Source organism: bacterium, assembly GCA_028820935.1.
GTDB lineage: Bacteria > Actinomycetota > Acidimicrobiia > Spongiisociales > Spongiisociaceae > Spongiisocius.
The window spans coordinates 1-21,875 of sequence record JAPPHZ010000035.1; the positions used below are offsets into that span (position 1 = coordinate 1).

Sequence of the window (21,875 nt, forward strand, 5' to 3'; positions counted from 1 at the left end):
ACGGGCCTGCCTGATTGCGCTCGAAGCGGGGTGTCAGGTGCCACTTCCCCACCGCCAGAGCGCTGTAGCCGGAGTCGCGCAGCAGCCTGGGAAGGGTTGCTGCAGACTTCGGTATCCGCCCCGTATAGCCGGGGAATCCCATCGGAACCTCGGGACCGATCCCCATACCGACAGCGTGGTGGTTGCGACCTGTTATGAGCGTGGCTCTTGTCGGCCCACATAGCGACGTAACGTGAAAACTGTTGTAGCGGAGCCCGTCTTCCGCCAGAAGATCGATGTTCGGAGTGGAGATCTCGGCGCCGTAGCATCCGAGTTGGGCAAAACCCAGGTCGTCAAGGACGATCATGACGACGTTCGGAGCATCCATCTCACCTCCAGGATGGTTCCCCAACGGGCGCCGCGGTGCGAACTACCACCGATGCTTCAGCTTATCCGGATTGTGCGCGGATCGCCGCCGACGAACACCTTGCCTTTGAAGCCCCGCCGGACCTCACGGGCCATGCGCCTCACCGCCCTCCGTCCGGTGGCATCACCGTTGCCGCCGAAGTGCACGATTGCCACCATTCGCACGCCCGCCTCCGAGGCGATCCTCCCTACTTCCGTCGATGAGGTGTGGAAGTCCTCGAGACCCTTTTCCCGGATGATCGCCTCCGTGGCCGTGCACTCGTGAATGAGCAGGTCGGCTCCCTGCGCCAGCCGGATCATCTCGTCCGACGGCGCCGTGTCTCCCGAGTAGGCCACCGACCCTTGTTCGGTGTCCAGCCGGTATGCCCAGGCGTCGAGAAAGCGGGAGTGGGGAACTGAGGCCGCCGTGACCTTCCAGTGCTCTCCCTCGTGGACGACTCCGGGAGCTTCCACGTCGCCCGCCAGCACCTCGATTCCCCTCGGGTCCATGCCGACCGAGCCGTCGGTGCGAGAGGCGATGTCACGGGCATAGAAGCCGTCCGGGCCGACCAGGGCCTCGATGAGCGCGGCTGTGCCTTTCGGTCCGTAGACGGGGACGGGTTCGGTACGCCCGGTGAGCCACGAGCCGAACAGAAACTCGACCAGGCTCATGTTGTGGTCGAAGTGGCTGTGGGATATGAATAGCGCCGATACCTCCCCCGGGGGGATACCGACGGCAAAGAGACGGCTGACCGCCTTTCGACCGCAGTCGAACATGACGTTGGTGTTCCCGAAGGACACGACATGGGCCGGGCCGCCCCGGGTGCGGTGCCACCACCCCGAACCCAGGATCGCTACTCGCATGTCAGGTCCTAGGAGCCTGCGGCTGCCGCTGTGGGTTGCTCAAACTCCCGCCTGATCGGTCACGAGGTCGGCGACCTGCAGCCATCCGTAGGCCACCTCAGCTACGCCTGCTCCGGCGATGTCGATGGTTCTGCTGTCGATCGGTTCCCCTCCGAGAGCCTCGTAGAAGCGGCACGCGGGATGGTTGTCCTTCGCCACCCACAGCAGCATCGAGTCGAACCCGTCCGCCAACAGCCTCTCGGCCACGGCCGAGACGAGAAGGCGCCCCAAGCCCCTGCGCTGGTACTGCTCGAGCAGGTAGACGAGATAGAGCTCTCCCAGGTAAGTCTCGTTCCCGGTTCGCTCCGGCCCTCCCGCGGCCAAGCCGACCACATCACCGGACTCGGTCTCCGCGAGGAAATTGCTGACGGTGGGCCGCGCCGTCGTCAGGACCTGTTCCCAGAACGACTCCCTGTCCCGGTACGAGAGTCCGGCCAAGAACTCGTCGGGCAAGATGCCGGCATAGGTGGACCGCCACGAGTCGACGTGAACCCTGGCGAGCGAATCGGCATCCCGCGGTTCCGCAGTCCTGATACGCATGGAAACACCTTACTACCAGGCCTTTCGGGACGCGGGGCGTTTCCGGTACGACGCCGCCCTCGCCATTCGGTATGGGTGATGAGTCGGCATTGGCGGGCGGTTAGTGGCTGGATGTGTTGGCTAACCGGGGAAGGTGACCGGACCTACTACATCTTCCACGTCAGCGGCTTCGATGACTACCCGGCCGCGGTCGATGGCTGACTGCTTCATGGCGTCGAGGTCGACTCCGGGCGGTGGCGGTGCGAAGCTGAGCACGAACGAGACCGTGGCAGAACCCCGGTTCTCCACTCCGAAGGGCATCCCCCTGGGAATGTGGAGCGCATCGCCGGGAGAAAGGGCTACGCGGTCTTCGTCGAGGATCCCGTCGAGATGTCCCTCGAGCATGAACAGCGACAACTCGAACAGCTCGGCCTCCTCGGCATCGGGCGGCATGTAGCCGCCGGCGGGCACGTGGGCCACGTAGGAGAACAGTTCCTTCCCGGAGACCAGCGGCCGGTAGTAGTAGCCGTCGTCGGCGTGCTGGTAGGCCTCGACTTCGGTGAACCTACGGATGGACATGACCACCGTCCCTGGGCAGGCGAATTGGGCGTCCAACTCTAGTGATGGTCCTGCTATCCGCCGGGGTGGGGTTGTTGGGGGTGGTATTTGTCGAGGAAGGACTGGTAGGCGCGCTGTTGTTGTTCGTGGGGGCTGAGGTATTCGAGGTTGGTGGGGTGCCGGTAGTGGGCCCAGGTTCGGGGTGGTAGGAGCCGGCGGCGGTGTGGTGGTGTGTGGGGGTCGATGCGGTGTCCTTTTCGGTGGACGGCGATGTGGTGGTGGTACCAGCAGAGGGTGGTTAGATTGTCGGCCGTGTCGGGACCGCCGTCGCGTTTGGGGATGACGTGGTGGGTTTGGAGCCGGTAGCTGCTCTGGCATGAGTCGATGACGCATCTGCGGTCCCGTGCGAGCACGGCCCGGCGGAGCCGTTTGGGTATGTGGCGTCTGGTCGGCCCGATCTCTACGACTTGGCTGTCTTGGATGGTGACTTCTTCGGTGCGTCCTTCGCACTCGGCCGTCTCGACGGCCAGTCGCCCGACTCGTGGACCGTTGAACAGTTCGACTCCTTGGGTGTCGTCGGATCGGTTGGCGAGGGTCTCATCTTTGATGAGCATGATGACGGGTTCCCGCCCGGCGGGGTCGCCTGGTGTGAGGTTCTGGTCCAGGTCGTCCTGGGCCATGGTGGCTAGGCCGATGGCCTGTCTCTGAGCGGGCGAGAGCTCGGGATCAAATTCTGGGGTGAGGGGTGGTATCTGGTCGGCTCGCCGGTCTAGGGCTTGGCGGACGAGTTGCCCGTCGGTGGCAGTCAGCCTGCCCGACAGGTGCCATACAGCGCCGTCGTCGGACACGCGCAGGTTGACGTACTGCCGCTCGAAGGCGCTCCGCTCGTCTCCCCTGCTGAGCTTGCGGAACCTGGTCGCCAGCTTCGTGACCCCCGCTAGGTCCAGGTCCTCTGACGCGGCTACGTCGGCGGGGGTGGCTCCGGCTTGGAGGAGGCGTTGTTGGGAGACGGTGCGGTCGAACGGCAGGTGCCCGCGGCCTATGAGGTCGATGGTGTCGTCGTCCAGCCGGCGGGCCAGGTAGGCGAGATCCCGGGCAACGGTGTGGGGTATGTCGAGTCTAGATGCTGTCCAGTCGATGAGGGATCGGTATCCGTCGCGTACGATCCCCCGGTGGCGCATCACCATCTTGAGCCAGGCGAGTTGGCGACCGCGGAGCCGGTCGATCTCCCGCTGTGTGTCTTTGAGGTTGTTCTCGGCGACCAGAATGGAGTCGGCGTCATGAAAGGTCGGTGCTTCGTACATACCAACTAATATAACGTCTGGCTATGACAAACTATCCCCTACAATCGCAGAAATCTCAAAAATATAGAAAGCTCAAAAATATAACGGATTTGGCATATCGGACGGCTGGGTTGGGGGAAGCATCCCGGGGAGCAATTCGAGTTGGTCAGTGTTTATCCGGGCTGCTCGGCGAATACGTGGATGGTGCCCGTATAGGTTGAGACCCAGACCTCGTTGTTGAACGGGTCGTAGGTGATGCCGATGGGTCTGGGAGTCGTGTCGAACTCCTGGAGGATCATGAAGTCGCGGGTCCGTATCTTGCTCACGGTGTGCGACCTGTAGTTGACGACATACAGGGCCGTGCCATCGGCGGAGATGTCCATGCTGCGGGGTGCCTGGCCGGTCCGGACGCGGCGGACGACCTGTCCCGAGTCGAGATCGACTGCCACGACCGCGTCCTCTCCGTTGAGCGTGGCGTACAGGGTCTTGCCGTCCGGGCTCAACACCAGGTGGCGCGGCGAGATCCCGACGTCGCGAATGTATGTCAGCGCCGGCTGGTCTGCTGTCCCGGTATCGCCCTGTTCGGGTGAGAAGGCCGAGAGGTCTATGGCGGCTATGCCGGTGGATCCCATGACGGCCACGTAGGCCGTCCTGCCGTCGCCCGTGACCGCGACGCCTCTCGGGTGGCGACCGACGTCGATCTCCGCAAGCGTCTCGTGCGTGACCAGGTCGATCACGGTGACATCGAAGCCGCACCAGTTCGATACCACCAGGAGCCGGTTGTCCGGCGTCACGGCCAGGTGTTTCGGTACGGGACCGACCGGATAGACACGGTCGATCTCGAGCGCCGTGGCGTCTATGCGGTATACGAAACTGTCCTGTCCCTGGTCCTTCCCGCAGGTGTCGCTGCCGGCCTGCGAGTCGTATCCCGGGCCGTACATGCGGTAGTTGGATACGAATGCGAACGATCCGTCCGACGTGAAGGCCGCTTCCACGGGTGCTCCCCGGTAGATATCTCCGGAGGCGTCATACCCGAACTCCCGCAGGTTGACGGAGTCGTCGATGGTCTTGACGATGCGCTTCGTGTGGTCGAGGACCGAGATGGTGTGCCGGTACATCATGTTCTGAGCCAGGTACAAGCCGGTTCCGGACGCCACGACCGATTTGGGCGCGAGGTCGCCTGCGATCCGGGCCACCGGGTGCATCACGAGCTGGTCGTTCTTCGGGCGCGGAATCGGCACCAGGAATCCGTTCACGACCATGGTGCCGAAGGGCGCGATGTCTGTCAGCGGCTTGCCGGCCGCCCCGACCGGGTATACCGGAGCGAGGAATCCCAGTAGAAGGGCAACGCTCGCGGCCACGAACCGGGACGCCACCCTCACGCGCATCGAGTTCAGCATCCGGAACCGGACCGGCATCTTGGAGGACACCTTCCAAACATGTGCAACATCATATCAATGCTCTATTACATGAATCGATTGCTCAATAGCAACACCGGATTCCGTACCGCGGCCGGGCAGAAACTACGGACGGCGCGGTGGTAAGTTCTGCGTGTGGTCCATTGGTATCGGCGTTTGGGAGGTGGGCGTGAGGAGTCATGAGGTCGACTACCGGATTGTGGGCGATGACCTGCAGTTCGTCGAGGTGGAACTGGATCCGCAGGAGACGGTGGTGGCCGAGTCCGGGGCGATGATGTATATCGAGGACGGCATCACGTTCGAGGTCAAGATGGGTGACGGGTCGGAGCCCAACCAGGGGGCCTGGGGGAAGCTCAAGTCGGCCGGCAAGCGGGCGCTGGCAGGGGAATCGGCGTTCCTAGCCCACTTCACCAACCAGGGCGGCGGCCGGCGCAAGGTTGCGTTCGCGGCTCCGTATCCGGGAAAGATCGTGCCGCTCGACCTCGCTCAGCTCGGCGGCCGGATCCGGGCCCAGAGGAACGCGTTTCTCTGCGCGGCGAGGGGTACGAAGCTAGACATCGCCCTCAACCGGAAACTCGGCGTCGGCTTCTTCGGCGGCGAGGGATTTATCCTCCAGGACCTCTCGGGCGACGGAATGGCCTTCCTCCACGCCGGCGGCACCATCGTGGAGAAGCACTTGACCGGCGAGAAGCTCAGGATCGACACCGGTTGCGTGGTGGCGTTCGAGCCCCAGATCGAGTTCTCGATCGAGCGGGCCGGGCGGACATCGACCATGTTCTTGGGCGGCGAGGGCCTGTTTCTGGCGACCCTGGAAGGCTCGGGGCGGGTCTGGTTGCAGTCGCTCCCCTTCAGCAAGGTGGTCGACGAGGTGATCCGCCACATCCCGCCGCCCAGCAACAGCGGCTAGCGGCCCGAGCCGGACGAGAACGCGAAGATCGCGGCGAGCGGGCTTCGCCCGCCGGGCCCTCCCCCACCGCCACCACCTGGGTCGGGGCGCGTTCTGCTATGCCCTGGTGGGGGTCTGCTGGTCTTCGGCGCCAAATCCGACATTTGGTCTTCGTCTAACGCGGCAGTTGGGTGCGGCGGCGGTCGTCGTGTACTACCTGACTTTCGTTCGGCTGCTTCGGGAACTGAAGGCTGTAAGCGTGACCTGAAGACCGGTACATGGAGTTGCTGGGTGATGTTATGGCCCTGGTTCGTGCGCTCCGTGTGCACGGCCACCATATTGAGACCGCCGAGCTATCAGCCTGGGATGCCAGCCATCCGATAGTGGCCTCACGGTTCGAGCTGTTCGCGCTGCGGCGAACAACGTGTGTCACGGTCGGGGTCCCTCTGGGCACGGACTTGCGAGACGATATTGGTGAGGACGCGAGGCGCGAAATGCTGAGCCGAGTTGAGCTTGCTTGAGCCCGTCGCGGGATGCTCCCGGTCAGGAGCGCTCGAACGCGATTTGTCGTATCTCCCACTCGATGGTCGACTTTGGACTGGAGCCGCGCGCCATCACGTCGAGTTCGTAGGCCAGCAGACGGATTGCGTCTGCGCCATAGGTGTCGGTAGCGAATCTTCGGTGTCGCCACGCTTCCATATTGAGGCGGAACATCTCCGCTGCGCGCCTGTCCAGCACGGGCAGTGACCGGACTCCGTTCGCTCTCGTCTGGAGAAACTCCGGCAACGTGATCGTGTCCAATACAGGGCCGATGTAGAGGGTTCTTCCCTCGTGGTTCAACAGCGAGTTCACGACTTCCAGGTACTGTGACAGCACGCGGTTCGAAGTGGTGATCGACTCCACTTCGTCCAGCAGTAGTACGCCGCCTCTCACAAGCTGCGATCCCCATGCGCTGATCACAGCCTCCGGATCCCGTAGGTGTGTAGCCACGAATCGCGCGTACAGGACATCCGCCGGGCCTGTGGGGAAAGGGACAGCAGTCGCATCATGAACGAGGTACCGTACACTCCTTCTAGCGGTACGCTGCGCCTGGGCCACGTACACCTCGGAGGTGTCCATCCCTACTGTTAGGCGCGGTTTCAGTGTTCTGGCGATGAGGCGCGTCGTGTAGCCGGGTCCGCATCCGATGTCTACTGCGAGATTCGGCGGGTCGGGAACTGCCTCGTTGACGAAGCTACGCGAGGACTGGGCAAAGATCCGGGCCAATAGCCTCAACCGGTCGGAAGCTGTGCTGCCGTCGCCGAACATGTACTCCGCCTCGCCCGGATCGCTTACCCGTCGTTCAGCCATGAAGCCGCCATATCTGCCGGAGTAGCACAGATCGTATTGCTCAAACCCAAGCTGCCCATTTGTGGCGCTCGTGGGTTCATGGGCTGACTCTATCGGTGCTATCTCTTGACGGGGTGCCGTAGATAATGGACTGTGGGAAATGCCACTCGGGTTGGAGGTGTTGTAATGAGCCGTCATCGGTGCCGAATCCGGCATTTGGTTTCGTCTAATCCGTCCGGGAGGTCGCTGCGACTGACGTTATGTGGTTGACAGCATATAGGTTGGGGTTGGCTGAGCATCGGTGCCAAATCCTGGTGGGGGCTGCCTCGAACGATATGATCCCTCGTGCGGCCTGGTAGACGTCCGAACCGGGCCGTTGGTAATTACGGTTATCTACTAACATACAACGGCGGTGTGACACGTTCAACCCCTCTGTGGAGGGTGACCGCGCGGTTTGTGGGGAAACCCAGCCGGGTCAGTCGCGTTCCAGTTCGAGCGAGGCGGAGTTCATGCAAAAGCGCTGGCCGGTCGGCTGTGGGCCGTCGGGAAAGACGTGCCCCAGATGTGACTCGCAATTACCGCACACCACCTCGGTGCGCACCATGCCGTAGCTGTAGTCGTGGCGCTCCTCCACCGGGGCTCCGTCGACCGACTCGTAGAAGCTGGGCCATCCGGTCCCAGAGTCGTACTTGGTCTCGCTGCGGAACAGCGGGATCCCGCAACCGATGCACATGTAGGTGCCGGCGTCCTTGGTGTTCCAGTACTCGCCGCTGAAGGCCCGCTCGGTACCGGCTTCCCGAGCCACGTGGTACTGCATCGGGGTCAGCTTCTCCCGCCACTCCTCCTCGGTCTGCGGGATGGCGGCCGCTTCGCTCTGGGTCGGGGTCATTCTTCCGGTCCTTCCCTTGGTAGCGCTGATTCCGGCGCGACATGCAGGCTTCGATACAACCGACTACGGACTCGGTGTCGGAACCCCTGCAATAGCGATCGTAATGATCCTATCCTTGTGCCCATGGCAACTGAACATACACGCCGGGCCGGGGCTATCGGCAGACTCCCCGTCCCGATGATCCTAACTGTGTCCCATGGCTGACCCCGCGGTCCCCGAGGCCGTCTCCTCGGGCAACCCACCCCCGAGCGGGTGGAGATCGACCAGGGACTACTTCCTCGCCGGGCTGGTGGCGAGCGGGTTCGCCGTGGCCTTCTCCGAGATGCTCGCCTCGTTCTTCGTGTCGGCGCCTTCGCTGGTGCTGACGATCGGGCAGAGGTTCATCGACATCACCCCGGCTGCCCTCAAGGATTGGGCCATCGCCGTCTTCGGCACCAACGACAAGGCGGTCCTGATCGGAGGGATCGTGGTGGTGACCATCATCATCGGCGGCCTGCTGGGTGTGGTGGCCCGCGAGCGCATGCCGCTGGCCGCGATGGGGTTCGTCGCCTTCGGGCTGCTCGGTTACGCCCTGGGGATCACCGATCCGCTCGCCACCGCCGGCGCCACCTTCATTCCCGCCATAGGGGCGGCCGGGAGCGGCATCGTCGTGCTGGTCCTGCTTCGCCGCCTCCTCCAGGGACCTGCCGCCGAGGCCACCGAAGCCACCGATGCCGCCGCGGCCGTATCTCCGGACTCCCGGCGGGCGTTCATGACAGCTTCGGGCGCCGCAGTGGTGCTCGCGGCGGGCCAGGTGGTGATCGGGCGGCTCGCCGCCGACCGGACCCAGTCGGTGGTGGCGGCCCGTGAGCAGGTCACCCTTCCTACGGTGGCCGCCTCACCCTCGACCACTGCCGCCCCTGCCGGCACCACGACGGTGGCCGCCACCGTGGCTGTCGAGGAAGCCCCGGTGGTGGAGACCACTGCCGCCACCGTGGCCGAGACGGAAGTGGTACGCACCGTGGCAGATCCGACACCCGCCCAGATCGCCCAGGTGGAGGGGGTGTCGGAGTTGATCACGCCCAACGAGACCTTCTACCGGATCGACACCGCTCTCAGCATCCCCAACGTCGACCTGGACACCTGGGAGGTCAGCTTCACCGGCCTGGTGGACTCACCCTTCAGCCTCACCTATGACGAGTTGATAGCACTTCCCATGGTGGAGCGCTACATCACCATCTGCTGCGTCTCCAACTCTGTGGGCGGCGACCTGATCGGCAACGCCAAGTGGCTCGGCGTTCCCCTGAAGGACCTGGTGGAGCGGGCCGGTGTCCGGCCCGAGGGCACGCAGTTGATCGGTCGTTCGGTCGATCGCTTCACGGTCGGCTTCCCCACAGAGGCGGTCTTCGACGGGCGGGAGGCGTTGCTCGCGATCGGCATGAATGGAGAGCCCCTCCCGGTCAGGCACGGCTTCCCCGCCCGGCTGGTGGTCTCCGGCCTGTACGGGTACGTCTCCGCCACCAAGTGGCTGTCCGAGGTCGAATTCGCCCGTTGGGAGGACTTCGACGCCTACTGGATACCGCGTGGTTGGGCCAAGGAGGCCCCGATCAAGACCCAGTCCCGGATCGACACGCCTCGCCCGGGCACCGTCGAGGTCGGTACGCGAGCCATCGCCGGGGTGGCCTGGGCACAGACTCGGGGCATCGAGATGGTCGAGGTCCAGGTCGATGGCGGCCCGTGGATGGAGGCCATCCTGCCCGAGGAGCTCACCATCGACACCTGGCGCCAGTGGCACCTCGAATACGACTTCACTCCGGGCGCCCACACCATTGCCGTGCGGGCCACGGATGGGACCGGGACCACCCAGACCTCCGAGATAGTTCCGCCGCGCCCGGACGGGGCCACGGGCTACCACACCATCCAGGTGGTAGGGGTCTGATCCGGCGCCGGCGCCCCTATTTCGCCAGAGCGGCCAGGTAGTCGTCGGGGATGTCGAAGTTCCCGTAGACGCCTTGCACATCGGCCAGTTCGTCCAGCGTGTCCACCAGGCGCAGGACTCTGGCGGCACCGGAAGCGTCCAGCGGGATGGTCGTGGAGGGAAGCTGCGTGATCTCGGCGGTCTGCACGGACAGTTCGGCGTCCGCCAGGGCGTCCCGGACCACCGGGAAGTCGGTCGGCGCGGTGATCACCTCGAACTGATCGCCGCTCTCCCGGACGTCCTCGGCGCCCGACTCCAGGGCCGCCATCAAGATGTCGTCCTCTTCACCTTCTACTAGAAGGTAACCCTTCTGGTCGAAGAGGTAGGCAACTGAGCCCGGCTCGCCGAGGTTGCCCCCGTTCCGGGTGAAGGCGGACCGGATATCCGAGGCGGCCCGGTTCCGGTTGTCGGTGAGCGCCTGCACCAGCAGCGCCACTCCCCCGGGTGCGTAGCCTTCGTAGAAGACCGTGTCGAAGCGTTCGCCTACCAGCTCTCCCGTACCGCGCTTGATGGCCCGCTCTATGTTGTCCTTGGGCACCGAGGCAGACCTGGCCTTGTCGACAGCGGTGGCCAGCACGGCGTTTCCCGCCGGATCGCCCCCACCCTGGCGAGCCGCTGCCTCGACGGCGCGGCACAGCTTGGCGAACAGGTTGCCCCGGGCCGCGTCCTGGCGCCCCTTGCGGTGCTTGATGTTCGCCCACTTGGAATGACCGGCCATTGACTCTCCAGTCCTGTCGTCAAACCGCGAGGTCGATGAGCATCCGGTGAACACGGTGGTCGCCCGTGAGCTCGGGGTGGAAGGCGCACGCCATGACGTGGTCCTTCCTTACGAGGACGGGCCGGCCGTCGTGGCTGGCCAGCACCTCGATGTCGGGTGCGGTGCTGTCCACCACGGGCGCCCGGATGAAGACCGCCGGGAACGTATCCTCCCAGCCGTCCACGGCCAGGTCGCATTCGAACGACTCGTTCTGGCGACCGAAGGCGTTCCGCTCCACCACCATGTCGAGCGCCCCCAGCAGGGGCTGGTCTCCTCCGGTCACCGCCGAGGCCAGGAGGATCATCCCGGCGCAGGTGCCGAGGGTGGGGAGCCCGTCCGAAATGCGGCTACGGAGAGGATCGACCAGCCCGTAGAGGGTGGCGAGCCGCCCGATGGTGGTCGACTCCCCTCCCGGAATGATCAGAGCGTCGATGCCTTCCATATCGGCGGGCGTCCGGATCTCCCGGGGTATGCCTCCGGAGGCGGCCACCATCCGGACGTGCTCGCGGACGTCTCCCTGGAGGGCGAGCACCCCGACCACCGGAGCCGGCGCCTCGGGCGCGGTCGCTACCAGCCTCGCTCCTGCATCCGCTGGCCGGGGGGAATGTCGTCGATCTCGATCCCCACCATGGCCTCACCGAGATTGCGGGACACCTTGGCGATGATCTGGGGATCGCGGTAGAAGGTGGTGGCCTCCACGATCGCCCGGGCCCGGACCGCCGGGTCGCCGCTCTTGAAGATTCCCGAGCCCACGAAAATGCCGTCGCATCCCAGCTGCATCATCATGGCGGCGTCCGAGGGCGTAGCGATGCCGCCGGCGGCGAAGTTGACCACCGGCAGGCTGCCCGATCCAGCCACCTCTCGCAGCAGTTCGACCGAGGCGCCCATGTCCCGCGCCAGGGCCATCATCTGGTCGTCGCCCGCGGTGGCCGCCTGAGCGATCTCCCGGTTCATCCGCCGCATGTGGGTGACGGCCTCGACCACGTTGCCGGTGCCCGGCTCCCCTTTGGTGCGGATCATGGCGGCGCCCTCGGCGATGCGGCGCAGGGCCTCGCCGAGGTTGCGGGCGCCGCACACGAACGGCGTGGTGAAGGCCCACTTGTCGATGTGGTGATTGTTGTCGGCGGGGGTCAGGACCTCGGACTCGTCGATGTAGTCGACCCCGAGGCTCTGGAGCACCTGCGCCTCTACGAAGTGTCCGATCCGGGCCTTGGCCATGACCGGAATCGAGACCGCCTCCATGATCTCCTGGACCTTGCTCGGGTCGGCCATCCGGGCCACTCCGCCGTGCGCCCGGATGTCGGCGGGAACCCGCTCCAGCGCCATGACAGCCACCGCCCCGGACTCCTCGGCGATGGTCGCCTGGTCGGCGTTGACGACATCCATGATCACGCCACCCTTGAGCATCTCGGCCAGGCCACGCTTTACCCGCAGCGTGCCGGTCGTCTCCGCCTTGGTGCCCTGTTCCATGGCGATTTCGTCCTTTCGATAGTACCAGTTATAAGGAATATTCTACCGTGTCCAAGCCTCAGCGCAACCCTTAAGAGCGCTATCCGGCGCGGGTGGCCAGGCGGTACAACTCGACGTACCGCGAGATCACCCTCCCCCAGTCGTACCGTTCGACCCGGGCCGAAGATCCCTCCGCCAGGCGCTCCCTCATGCCCGGGTCGGCCAGCACCGCCTTGAGGGTGCCGGCCAGGGCGGCGGGGTCGCCGTTCCTGAACATGAGGCCCGTCCCGCCGAGCACGTCCTCGAATGCGGGCAGGTCGCTGGCCACCACGGCGCACCCCGCCGCCATGCCCTCCGCGACCGTTATCCCGAAGCTCTCTCCGCCCCGGTTGGGGGCGCAGAACACGCCGCTGCCGGCCAGGACGGAGCGCTTCTCGGCCTCCGACACCCGGCCCAGGAACTCGACGCCCTCGGTCGGGGGCGACTCCCCGCCACCGACCACCACCAGCCGGGCGTCCGGTACCTCGGAGCGCACCACCGGCCAGGCGGACAGCAGCAGGTCCCGGCCCTTGCGAGGGTCGGGCCGGCCTACGAAGGCCACCCGGCGAGGATCGCGTCGCGCCTCGACCCGGAAGGAGGCCACATTTACGGCGTTGGGGATCTCCACCAGGTCGAGACCGAGCCCCTCGACGGCGCTTCGGGCGGTCCGGCTCACCGCGGTGGCCACCACATCTCCCAGCAACAGCCGCACCAAGCCTCTCCCCCATCGGTACGCGGCGCGGAACGCGGGAGACGGGTCGGCGTGGAAGGTCACCACGGTCGGCCGTCCGGTCCGGAGAGCCGCCCATCCGACCAGGGGGACCATAGGCTCGTGTACGTGGATCACGTCCGCGCCGGCCACGGCGGTCCGCACCCGGCGGAAGGCCACGGGCGACAGGGCGATGGGCGCGCGGGAGCGGTTCACCGGAAACATCACGGGGCGGCCCGCGTTCGCCGCCGCGGCACCGGATCCGGCTCCCGGACCCACCGCGAAGGCTTCCTCGCCCTGCCGCTGCAGATGCTCGACGAGCCCGAGTACCTGCTGCTGGACGCCACCCGGGATGTCGAGGGCGTAGGGCGAGATGACGGCGACCCTCAAGCATCCTCCCGGCGCCGCTCGAGGAAGTCGCGGTCGGACGGCCAGTTGGGTTGGACGAGGTGCCACTGGGTGGGTGCTTCCCGGATCATGTCCTCGTACCGGTGCGCCAGGCTCTGGGTGATGCCGCCCATCCGGTCCGGGTCCTCCGGACCGGGATCCTCGATGGGAGCGAGCACCACCACCCGGTGACCCGCGCCCCGCTTGAAGTACGAGACCACGGGGAGCAGGACCGCACCGTTGCGGATCGCCAGGGCAGCCGGGCCGGCCGGCAGGGTGGTCCTCTCTCCGAAGAACTCCACTTCCACGCCGCGCCCGCCGATGTCACGGTCGGCGACCAGCGCGATGACCCGTCCCTCCAGCAGGTCCTTGCGCAGCGCCCGCATCGTGGACAGGCCTTCCGCCAGCACCACCCGGATACCGAGTTGGGCCCGCATGCCGGTGAACCACCGGGCCAGCCGGCGGTTGGCCAGCGCCTCCGCCACGGCGGTGATCTGTACTTTCGCATCCTCCGCCAGCGTGCCCGCCAGCTCCCAGTTGCCCACGTGGGGAAGCGCCGCCACGATGGGTCTCCCGGTCTCCTGGGCCGCCCGGACGTGTTCCAGCCCGGTCAGCGTCACCCGTGACCTCACCGCCTCCGCCCGCCGCGGCCGGAACCAGAGCGTCTCCGCCCAATAGCGGCCATAGGCGCTGAACACCTCCCGGGCCGCTCGCTCCACGGCCCGCGCATCGCTCCGGCCGAGAACCCGTCCCATATGCCGGATCGCCATGGCCTTGCGCTCCCGCGCCCAGAGCCAGCAGAGCCGGCCTGCCCAGCGACCCAGGTGGCGGACGATCGGTTCGGGTAGAGCTCCGAAGATCCCCGCGCCTGCCCGGTAGGTCAGGTAGGTGAGCAGGTCAGTCACCCGATGACAGCTGCCGCCAGGTCTTGAAGAACCGTTGGAAGACGGTTAGCCAGGTGAGGATGGCCATGAGCCACAGCATGACCGAGACCTGATCGAAGAGGAAACCCGCCGCGAAGAGGATTACCCGCTCGGCCCGACCCATCAGGCCGCCCCGGCCCTCGACGCGCCCGATGTCGGCCTTGGCCCGGAGGTAGGAGATGACCAGCGAGGCCCCCAGGCTCAGCACGCAGAGCACGACGAGGGCAGGATCGCCTTCCTGAGGTGAGAGCCGGGAGGTGAGCCAGAAGGAGCAGGCCGCGAACATGGCCGTCTCACCGATACGATCGAACACGGAGTCGAGCAGGGCACCCCGGGGCGAATCCGATCGCGACGCCCGAGCAACCGACCCGTCCAACCCGTCGAGAGCCGAACCGCCCAGGATCACCAGGGCCCCGACGACCACGTTGCCGGTGGCGAGTAGGACGGATCCGATCAGGGTGACCACCAGCCCGGTCACGGTCAGGTGGGCGGGTCGTACCCCGAGGCGGGCCAGGCCACGACCGATTGGCGCCACCACTTTCTCGACATGCTCGCGGGCCCAGACTTCGATCACGGTGGCTCCTTCCGCTCGGGAAGCTACCACAGACGGCAAGCATCGTATGATTGCCTACACTCGGATGCCCCACAAGGAAGCGGAGGAGGATGCGACCGGAGAACATTCGAAACGTGGGCCTCTTCGGCCACGGAGGTTCCGGTAAGACCTCCCTGGCCGAGGCTCTCCTTTTCAACGCCGGCGAGATCAACCGCATCGGCTCCGTCGATGCCGGCAACACGGTCATGGACCACGAGCCCGAGGAGATCGAGCGCCAGAGCTCGCTGGGGCTCGGAGTGGCATCCTTCGATCACAACGGTACCCGGGTCAACCTCATCGATACACCCGGGTACGCCGACTTCGTGGGGGAAGCGCTGGCGGCGTTGCGAGCCGTCGACCTGGCCGTGTTCGTGGTCTCCGGCGTGGACGGCGTGGAGGTGCAGACCGAGATCCTCTGGGAAGCCGCCCGCCTCGAGGGCATCCCGAGGGTGGTCTTCATCAACAAGCTCGACAGGGACCGCGCCTCGTTCTCCCGCACCCTGGACGAACTCGTGGAGGCCTTCGGCAAGCGTATCGCTCCCATCCAGATTCCGATCGGCGAGGAGCAGAGCCTGAGCGGAGTGGTCAGGCTGGTTTCGGGCCGCGCCTACCGCTACAGATCGGGCCGGACGGAGGGCACTCCGACCGACATTCCACCCGAGGTTGCCGACGATTTCGAAGAGACCCGTTCCGCCCTCGTGGAGTCGGTGGTGGAGACTGACGACGACCTGCTGGAGGCCTACTTCGAGGGGGAGGAGCCGTCGGCGGACCGGATGGTGCAGGTCATCCACGACGGGATGCTGGAGGGAGACATCTTCCCGGTGCTGGTGGGGTCCGCGGGTTCGCTGGTGGGAATCGACACGCTGGCCGAGTTCGTGGTCGACTTCGGCCCCGATCCCCTGGAGCGGACCATGCCCGCCACCCGGAGCGGCGACCTGGCGCCCGATGTCGACGCCCCGGCGGTGGCCTACACCTTCAAGACATCGGGGGACCAGTACGTGGGCCGGGTCAATACCTTCCGGGTCTTCTCGGGCTCGTTCAGGCCCGACACCGTGCTCGAGAACCCCTCCAGGGACAAGCTCAAGATGTCCAGCCTCTTCTCACTCCAGGGCAAGGACCACGCCGCGCTGCCGGAGGTGACGGTCGGGTCCATCGGGTCGGTGGCCAAGCTCGACCGGCTGCGGGTGGGCGACACCCTGAGGGCCTCGGGCAGCGATGTCGAGATCGCACCGGTCCGGGTGCCCCGCCCCGTACACGAGGTAACGGTGTCGCCCCGCTCCACCCAGGATGAGGACAAGCTCTCGACTGCCCTGGCCCGGATCCAGGAAGAGGACCCCACCATCATGGTGCAGCGTCGCGCCGAGACCAGCGAAACGGTCCTCTCGGGCCTCGGGGAGGCCCACGTCAGCGTCACGCTGGCCAAGGTGGCGCGGCTATTCGGGGTCGAGGTGGACACGGGCGTACCGCGCATTCCCTACCGGGAGACCATCCAGGGGCGGGCCGACGTGGAGGGCAAGCACAAGAAGCAATCGGGCGGGCGGGGACAGTTCGGCGTGGCATACGTGCGGTTCGAGCCCAACCATCGGGGCGAGGGTTACGAGTTCGTCGATCAGATCAAGGGCGGGTCGATTCCCCGGAGCCTCATCCCGGCGGTCGACAAGGGGATCCGGGAGGCACTCGAGCGGGGCATCCTGGCCGGCTACCCGGTAATCGACGTCCGGGCCACGGTCTATGACGGCAAGTTCCACTCCGTCGACTCCGATGAGCTCAGCTTCCGGATGGCGGGGATCATGGCCGTCCGGGCGGCGGCCTCCGACCTGCGGGCTACCATCCTCGAACCCATCGCCGTGGTCACCATCCGGGTGCCCGAGGACTACATGGGCGACGTGATCGGTGACATCAACGCCAAGCGGGGGCGGGTGCTCGGGATGGACGCCGACGGGCGGAGCCGGGTCCTGAAGGTGGAGGTCCCGATGGCCGAGGTGCAGCGCTACTCCGTCGATCTGCGGTCGATGACCGGAGGGCGTGGATCCTTCGACATCGAGTTCGCCCGCTACGAGCCCGCTCCGCCCCAGGAAGTGCAGCGGGTCGTGGCGGCGACCAAGGCCGCGGCCGAGTAGGAGGGACGAGCGCAGCACATGGAGAAGGCGACAATCCGCGTCGATGGCGAGGACGCGATCGACCTACCGATCGCATCGGGAACGGAGGGCGAGCGGGCGCTCGACATCAGGAGCCTCCGGTCGGCCACCGGGATGGTCACGCTCGATCCCGGATACGTGAACACCGCCGAGACGTCCAGCGAGGTCTCGTTCATCGACGGCGAAGCAGGGATTCTCCGGTACCGCGGCTATCCGGTGGACCAGCTGGTCGAGAACTCCACGTTCCTGGAGGTTGCCTACCTGCTGGACAGGGGCGAGCTGCCCACCTCCGATCAGATGGCGGCGTTCGAGAGCCGCATCGCGGAGTACCGCTCCCTGCCCGAGGAGTTCGAGAAGGTACTGGAGGCTCTCCCGGCCGGTACCCATCCGATGCAGAAGATCGCCACCGCGATCGCCCTGCTGGGCGCCTACTTCCCGGGAACGGCGGGATCGGGAGAGGTGGAGGCCAACCGCCTGGCCGCTACCAGGCTGGTGGCGATGATGCCGGCGCTGGTGGCCTGGTCGCATCGCAGCGATCGGGATCGGGTGTACATCGATCCCGACCCCGGCTCGGGTTACGTGGCCGACTTCCTCAACATGACCTTCAACCCGGGCGACGCCGGCTACGAGGTCAGGCCGGCCCATGTCCAGGCCATGGAGGCGTTGCTGATCCTCCACGCCGACCACGGCCAGAACCTCTCCACCTCGGCGGTCCGGCTGGTCGGATCGGGGCAGACCGATCTGTTCTCCTCGATATGCGCCGGCGTCCTGGCGCTGTCAGGCCCCCTTCACGGCGGCGCCAACCAGCGGGTCATCGAGATGCTGGAGGACATCCGGTCCACCGGCGGGGACACCGGGCTGTTCCTGGACAGGGCGAAGGACCGGAACGACCCCTTCCGGCTCATGGGCTTCGGCCACCGGGTCTACAAGAACTTCGATCCCCGGGCCCTGATCATCAAGCGGCACGCCCGCGCCCTCCTCGACAACCAGCCCAATCCCCTGCTGGATCTGGCTCTGAACCTGGAGCAGGAAGCCCTGGCGGACGACTTCTTCATCCGGCGGCGCATCTACCCCAACGTGGACTACTACTCCGGCATCATCTACCAGGCGATGGGCTTTCCGAGCGAGATTTTCACCGTGCTGTTCGCCCTGGGCCGGTTACCCGGATGGCTGGCGCAGCTGCGGGAGATGAAGGAGTCGTCGAGCGCCCCTCTCAAGCGGCCCCGCCAGGTCTACACCGGCTACCCGCAGCGGGACTACCTGCCCCGGGCGGAACGTTGACCGACGGCATCCGCATCCCTGCCGAGGTGGCCAGGGAAGCGGGCGTCCCGGACGATCTCGATTCCGGGCAGCTGGGTCCGTACCGGTTCCCGTCCCCGGCCCGTCGCCGGATCGGCGGCCGCATCTACCTGACCGCCGGGTTGCTGGCGGTGTTCGGTGCGCTGGCCAACCTCGGCGCCGGCCTGTGGGTGGTCGCGATCGGGCTGCTGGGCCTCGCCTACGTTCACTACCGCACGGCCTGGTCGCCGGCGATAGGCCAGGAGCGGGCGCTGGACATGGCTGCAGCCCTGGCCCCGTTCCCGGTGGGTCATGCCTCGGCCGCCCTGGGGTTCGTGGGAGGGCGGTCACGCCCGGTCTGGAACCTCATCCTGTACTCGGCGGAGGACCCGCCCCTGATGCGGGCGCTGGTCCGGATCGATGCGGTCAGCGGGCGCAGGATCGACGAGGTGTACACGGAGCAGTTGGAGCAACCCGCCTGAGCCCGCCGGGGGCTGGAAGGGTACGTTCAGCGGGGAGGCCGGGCCGCATCGACCAGCTCGGCCACTGCCCCATCCATCGGAACGCCCCGCCTCTCTCTTTTCTCCGACCGGAGGCGAATACCGACCGTACCGTTGGCGGCGTCCTGGTCGCCCACCACCAGGATGGCCGGGACTTTCCGGGTGATAGCCCGGCGGATCTTCTCCCCCAGCTTGCCCGGTCCCGAGGCGGACTCGACCCTTAGGCCCCCGGCCCGGAGCTTGCCCGCAACCCGGCCCGCGTAGCCGTCGTGACGGTCGGCGACCGGTACGACCACGGCTTGGACGGGCGCCAGCCACATCGGCATGGCGCCGGCGTAATGCTCGACCAGCACCCCCAGGAAGCGCTCCACCGAGCCGAACTTGGCGGCGTGGATCATGACGGGGCGTTCCCTCGTGTCGGCAGGCGTGACGTATTCGAGGCCGAACCGCTCCGGCAGGGAGAAGTCGACCTGGATGGTGGACATCTGCCAGCGGCGACCGATGGCATCGTCAAGATGCACGTCGATCTTGGGACCGTAGAAGGCGCCCTCGCCCGCCGCCACGCGATGAGGAATGCCGGCCGTCGCGAGGGCCTCGGCCAGGGACTCTTCGGCCAGCTCCCACAACTCCGGCTCCCCGACCCACTTCTCCTCCGGACGGGTCGACAGTTCGGCCCAGAAGTTGTCGAAGCCGAAGTCTCGAAGGAGCCGGATCACGAAGTCGAGGTGGAGCTGCAGCTCGGACGAAACCTGGTCACGGGTGCAGAACGTGTGGGAGTCGTCCTGGGTGAACCCCCGCGCCCGGAGCAGGCCGTGTACCACGCCCGACTTCTCGTAGCGGTACACGGCGCCCAGCTCGGAGAGGCGCATGGGCAGGTCCCGGTACGAACGGGCGTCCGAGCGGTAGATCATCACGTGGAACGGGCAGTTCATGGGCTTCACGCGGTACTCGTCGCCCTGATCCATCTCCAGGCCGGGGTACATGTTCTCCGAGTAGAAGTCCAGGTGGCCGGAGGTCTTCCAGAGGTCCGCCTTGGCCAGATGGGGCGAGAACACGAAGTCGAAGCCGGAGGCCTCGTGGACGCGCCGGCTGTAGTCCTCGACGAGGCGCCTCAGCATCCCGCCCTTCGGGTGCCATACCGCCAGGCCCGGGCCGAGGCCTTCGGGGAACGAGAACAGGTCGAGCTCACGGCCCAGCTTGCGGTGGTCGCGGCGAGCCGCTTCCTCGATCCGGTGGAGATGGGTCCGGAGAGCCTTGCGCGATTCCCAGGCGGTCCCGTAGATGCGCTGGAGTTGGGGACGCTTCTCGTCCCCCCGCCAGTAGGCGCCTGCCGTCCGCATCAGCTTGAAGGCCTTCAACCTTCCGGTTGAGGGTAAGTGTGGGCCGCGGCACAGGTCCACGAACCCATCGTTGCGGTAAACGGACACCACGTCGCCGGATTCGACCTCCGACTCGTCCACCGAGCGGATGATCTCGAGCTTGTAGGGATGTTCCCGGAAAAGCTTGAGCCCCGCGGCCCGCGACATCTCCTCCCGGACGAAGGGCTGATCGGCCGCGACTATACGGTCCATCTCCGCCTGGATAGCGTCCAGGTCGTCAGGCGTGAACGGCCGTCCGATGTCGAAGTCGTAGTAGAAGCCATCGGTGATGGCGGGGCCGATGGCGAAGGTGGCGCCCTCGAAGAGGCCGAGGACCGCCTGGGCCATTATGTGGGCGGCCGAGTGGCGGAGCACGTGGCGACCCTCCTCCGACTCCGGGGTGACCACCGCGAACCGCCCCCCGGCATGGATCGGCTGCTCCAGGTCCATCAGGACGCCGTCGACCGACACTGCCACGGCCGCGCCGGCCAGGCGCGGGCCGATCGATCCGGCCACCCTGAGTCCGGTCACTCCGGCCTCGCGGCGGATGACGGTTTGGTCGGGAAGGATCAGTTCTATGGTCATGGCCGGGTCCGGGAAGATGGCTGCGCCATCGTAATCAACGCACCACCACCTCCGGGTATTCGTCCCGGCACCGGCCACGAGATGGTTAGTTCCTAAGGGTCTTTGACCGGCGGTCAGTGGCCCTACGGACACTGGAATAATCTAAGCTGATACAACCTATCACATATAACTAGCAACTAGCAACTAGCAACTCGTCCAGCGGTAGGCGCGGTCGGTGTGCTCGGTTGCGAAGCCGAGACGCCGGTAGAGGTTCACCGCGGCCACGTTGGCCGAGTCCACGTAGAGGATCGCCCTGGTGGCTTTCCTGTGGCGAAAGAGGTAATCAAGCCCTTCAAGGGCGATGGCGCGGCCCAGTCCGCGGCCGAGGAAGGCGGGATCGACCGCCAGCACGTAGATCTCGCCCAGCGCGCCCCCGTCGGGCGCCGGCGTGTCGTGGACCTTGGTCCAGTGGAATGCGACCAGGCGGTGGTCGATCCAGCCGGTACGTACTCCGCGGGGATCGAACCACGGCATCGACGTCCGCCGCGCCAGGTCCTTTGTTGACCAGCCGCCCTGTTCGGGATGACCCTCGAAGGCCCGGTTGTTGACCTCGATCAGGGCTTGCGCATCCCGATCGGCGTCGAAACCGGCGAATCGGACGCCCTCCGGTGGCGGGCGGGTACCGGGGACGGGGAGTGTGGCCGCCATGCGGTACAGGTCCCGTTCGTGGGTGAAGAGCGCCGGTGGCGGCTCGACGGCCGGGGTGTGGAGCCAGAGCACCGTTTCCTCGATCCCGGCGGCGTCCAGGCCCCGGACGACGTCGGTGAGAAACCTCTCCTGCCGGCCGGAGTTGTCGGCCACTTCCAGCGTCCAGACCCGCCTGTCGGGGTTGGGGGCGGCGAAGGCATAGGAGACCAGGCTCCCTCCTGCCCACGCGGCGTAGCCCAGTCCCCCACCGTCAGGGTCGTTCATGGCTGCTCGCAGGACCTCCCCGAAGGGCGGGGCGCCCTGCTTCTCGGCGACTATGGCGATGAGATCCACCAGCTGTTCCCCAA

The 21,875-nt window shown here is 66.4% G+C and carries 21 protein-coding genes; 5 read left to right on the top strand and 16 right to left on the bottom strand.

The features are described 5' to 3' along the window. The 6 genes from OXM57_09685 to OXM57_09710 all read right to left on the bottom strand — a co-directional run. Positions 1–367, bottom strand: a 367-nt coding sequence (locus tag OXM57_09685; GenBank protein ID MDE0352948.1) for a sulfatase-like hydrolase/transferase, incomplete at its 3' end; no start/stop codon positions are given. Between the two features lie 56 nt (positions 368–423). Next, positions 424–1,248, bottom strand: coding sequence for an MBL fold metallo-hydrolase (locus OXM57_09690; GenBank protein ID MDE0352949.1), 825 nt, complete (start codon positions 1,246–1,248; stop codon positions 424–426). Positions 1,249–1,287: 39 nt separating this feature from the next. Next, positions 1,288–1,827 (bottom strand): GNAT family N-acetyltransferase, encoded by a 540-nt coding sequence (locus tag OXM57_09695; GenBank protein ID MDE0352950.1) that lies wholly within the window; start codon positions 1,825–1,827, stop codon positions 1,288–1,290. 120 nt (positions 1,828–1,947) lie between these two features. Then, positions 1,948–2,385 carry a cupin domain-containing protein gene (locus OXM57_09700; GenBank protein MDE0352951.1) on the bottom strand — a complete coding sequence of 146 codons (438 nt, stop codon included), beginning with the start codon at positions 2,383–2,385 and terminating at the stop codon, positions 1,948–1,950. 53 nt (positions 2,386–2,438) lie between these two features. Then, positions 2,439–3,668, bottom strand: a complete 1,230-nt coding sequence (locus OXM57_09705; protein MDE0352952.1) for an HNH endonuclease — start codon at positions 3,666–3,668, stop codon at positions 2,439–2,441. 152 nt (positions 3,669–3,820) lie between these two features. Continuing rightward, positions 3,821–5,065 carry a beta-propeller fold lactonase family protein gene (locus OXM57_09710; GenBank protein ID MDE0352953.1) on the bottom strand — a complete coding sequence of 415 codons (1,245 nt, stop codon included), beginning with the start codon at positions 5,063–5,065 and terminating at the stop codon, positions 3,821–3,823. A gap of 163 nt (positions 5,066–5,228) precedes the next feature. On the opposite strand from OXM57_09710, the gene OXM57_09715 reads away from it, so the two are divergent. Then, complete coding sequence (locus OXM57_09715; protein ID MDE0352954.1) at positions 5,229–5,972, top strand: TIGR00266 family protein; 744 nt, start codon at positions 5,229–5,231, stop codon at positions 5,970–5,972. 522 nt (positions 5,973–6,494) lie between these two features. Here the strand turns inward: OXM57_09715 and OXM57_09720 are convergent. Then, positions 6,495–7,259 (bottom strand): class I SAM-dependent methyltransferase, encoded by a 765-nt coding sequence (locus tag OXM57_09720; GenBank protein ID MDE0352955.1) that lies wholly within the window; start codon positions 7,257–7,259, stop codon positions 6,495–6,497. A 496-nt stretch (positions 7,260–7,755) separates the two neighbouring features. Beyond that, complete coding sequence (gene msrB / locus OXM57_09725) at positions 7,756–8,169, bottom strand: peptide-methionine (R)-S-oxide reductase MsrB (GenBank protein ID MDE0352956.1); 414 nt, start codon at positions 8,167–8,169, stop codon at positions 7,756–7,758. 196 nt (positions 8,170–8,365) lie between these two features. Between msrB and OXM57_09730 the strand changes: the two genes are divergently transcribed. Then, positions 8,366–10,087, top strand: coding sequence for a molybdopterin-dependent oxidoreductase (locus OXM57_09730; protein ID MDE0352957.1), 1,722 nt, complete (start codon positions 8,366–8,368; stop codon positions 10,085–10,087). 16 nt (positions 10,088–10,103) lie between these two features. Here OXM57_09730 and OXM57_09735 read toward each other — a convergent pair whose 3' ends face one another. The 6 genes from OXM57_09735 to OXM57_09760 all read right to left on the bottom strand — a co-directional run bounded on the left by OXM57_09735 (position 10,104) and on the right by OXM57_09760 (position 14,964). Continuing rightward, on the bottom strand, positions 10,104–10,844 hold the full coding sequence (locus OXM57_09735) for a YebC/PmpR family DNA-binding transcriptional regulator (protein ID MDE0352958.1): 741 nt from the start codon (positions 10,842–10,844) through the stop codon (positions 10,104–10,106). Positions 10,845–10,863: 19 nt separating this feature from the next. Continuing rightward, the gene (gene pdxT / locus OXM57_09740; GenBank protein ID MDE0352959.1) at positions 10,864–11,424 is read right to left on the bottom strand and encodes a pyridoxal 5'-phosphate synthase glutaminase subunit PdxT; all 561 of its coding nucleotides are present in this window, start codon (positions 11,422–11,424) and stop codon (positions 10,864–10,866) included. Positions 11,425–11,450: 26 nt separating this feature from the next. Next, positions 11,451–12,353 carry a pyridoxal 5'-phosphate synthase lyase subunit PdxS gene (gene pdxS, locus OXM57_09745; GenBank protein ID MDE0352960.1) on the bottom strand — a complete coding sequence of 301 codons (903 nt, stop codon included), beginning with the start codon at positions 12,351–12,353 and terminating at the stop codon, positions 11,451–11,453. Positions 12,354–12,432: 79 nt separating this feature from the next. Further along, a complete protein-coding gene (locus OXM57_09750) occupies positions 12,433–13,470 on the bottom strand; it encodes a glycosyltransferase family 4 protein (GenBank protein ID MDE0352961.1) in 1,038 nt (345 codons plus the stop codon). Continuing rightward, entirely contained in the window at positions 13,467–14,372 is a 906-nt protein-coding gene (locus OXM57_09755; GenBank protein MDE0352962.1) for a phosphatidylinositol mannoside acyltransferase, read from the bottom strand. The genes OXM57_09750 and OXM57_09755 overlap by 4 nt, the downstream gene beginning before the upstream one ends. After that, positions 14,365–14,964: a CDP-alcohol phosphatidyltransferase family protein gene (locus OXM57_09760; protein ID MDE0352963.1), complete on the bottom strand. Its 600-nt coding sequence runs from the start codon at positions 14,962–14,964 to the stop codon at positions 14,365–14,367. Before OXM57_09760 ends, OXM57_09755 begins: the two co-directional genes overlap by 8 nt. Positions 14,965–15,053: 89 nt before the next feature. On the opposite strand from OXM57_09760, the gene fusA reads away from it, so the two are divergent. The 3 genes from fusA to OXM57_09775 are packed head-to-tail and all read left to right on the top strand — an operon-like array spanning position 15,054 to position 18,880. Beyond that, entirely contained in the window at positions 15,054–17,102 is a 2,049-nt protein-coding gene (gene fusA / locus OXM57_09765) for an elongation factor G (protein MDE0352964.1), read from the top strand. A gap of 18 nt (positions 17,103–17,120) precedes the next feature. Beyond that, positions 17,121–18,401 carry a citrate synthase gene (locus tag OXM57_09770; GenBank protein ID MDE0352965.1) on the top strand — a complete coding sequence of 427 codons (1,281 nt, stop codon included), beginning with the start codon at positions 17,121–17,123 and terminating at the stop codon, positions 18,399–18,401. After that, positions 18,398–18,880 (top strand): hypothetical protein, encoded by a 483-nt coding sequence (locus OXM57_09775; protein MDE0352966.1) that lies wholly within the window; start codon positions 18,398–18,400, stop codon positions 18,878–18,880. The genes OXM57_09770 and OXM57_09775 overlap by 4 nt, the downstream gene beginning before the upstream one ends. Positions 18,881–18,906: 26 nt before the next feature. On the opposite strand, the gene thrS is transcribed toward OXM57_09775, so the two are convergent. Together thrS and mshD are read right to left on the bottom strand one after the other, a co-directional pair. Continuing rightward, positions 18,907–20,841, bottom strand: coding sequence for a threonine--tRNA ligase (gene thrS, locus OXM57_09780; GenBank protein ID MDE0352967.1), 1,935 nt, complete (start codon positions 20,839–20,841; stop codon positions 18,907–18,909). A gap of 183 nt (positions 20,842–21,024) precedes the next feature. After that, positions 21,025–21,861, bottom strand: coding sequence for a mycothiol synthase (mshD, locus tag OXM57_09785; GenBank protein ID MDE0352968.1), 837 nt, complete (start codon positions 21,859–21,861; stop codon positions 21,025–21,027). Positions 21,862–21,875: the final 14 nt, after the last annotated feature.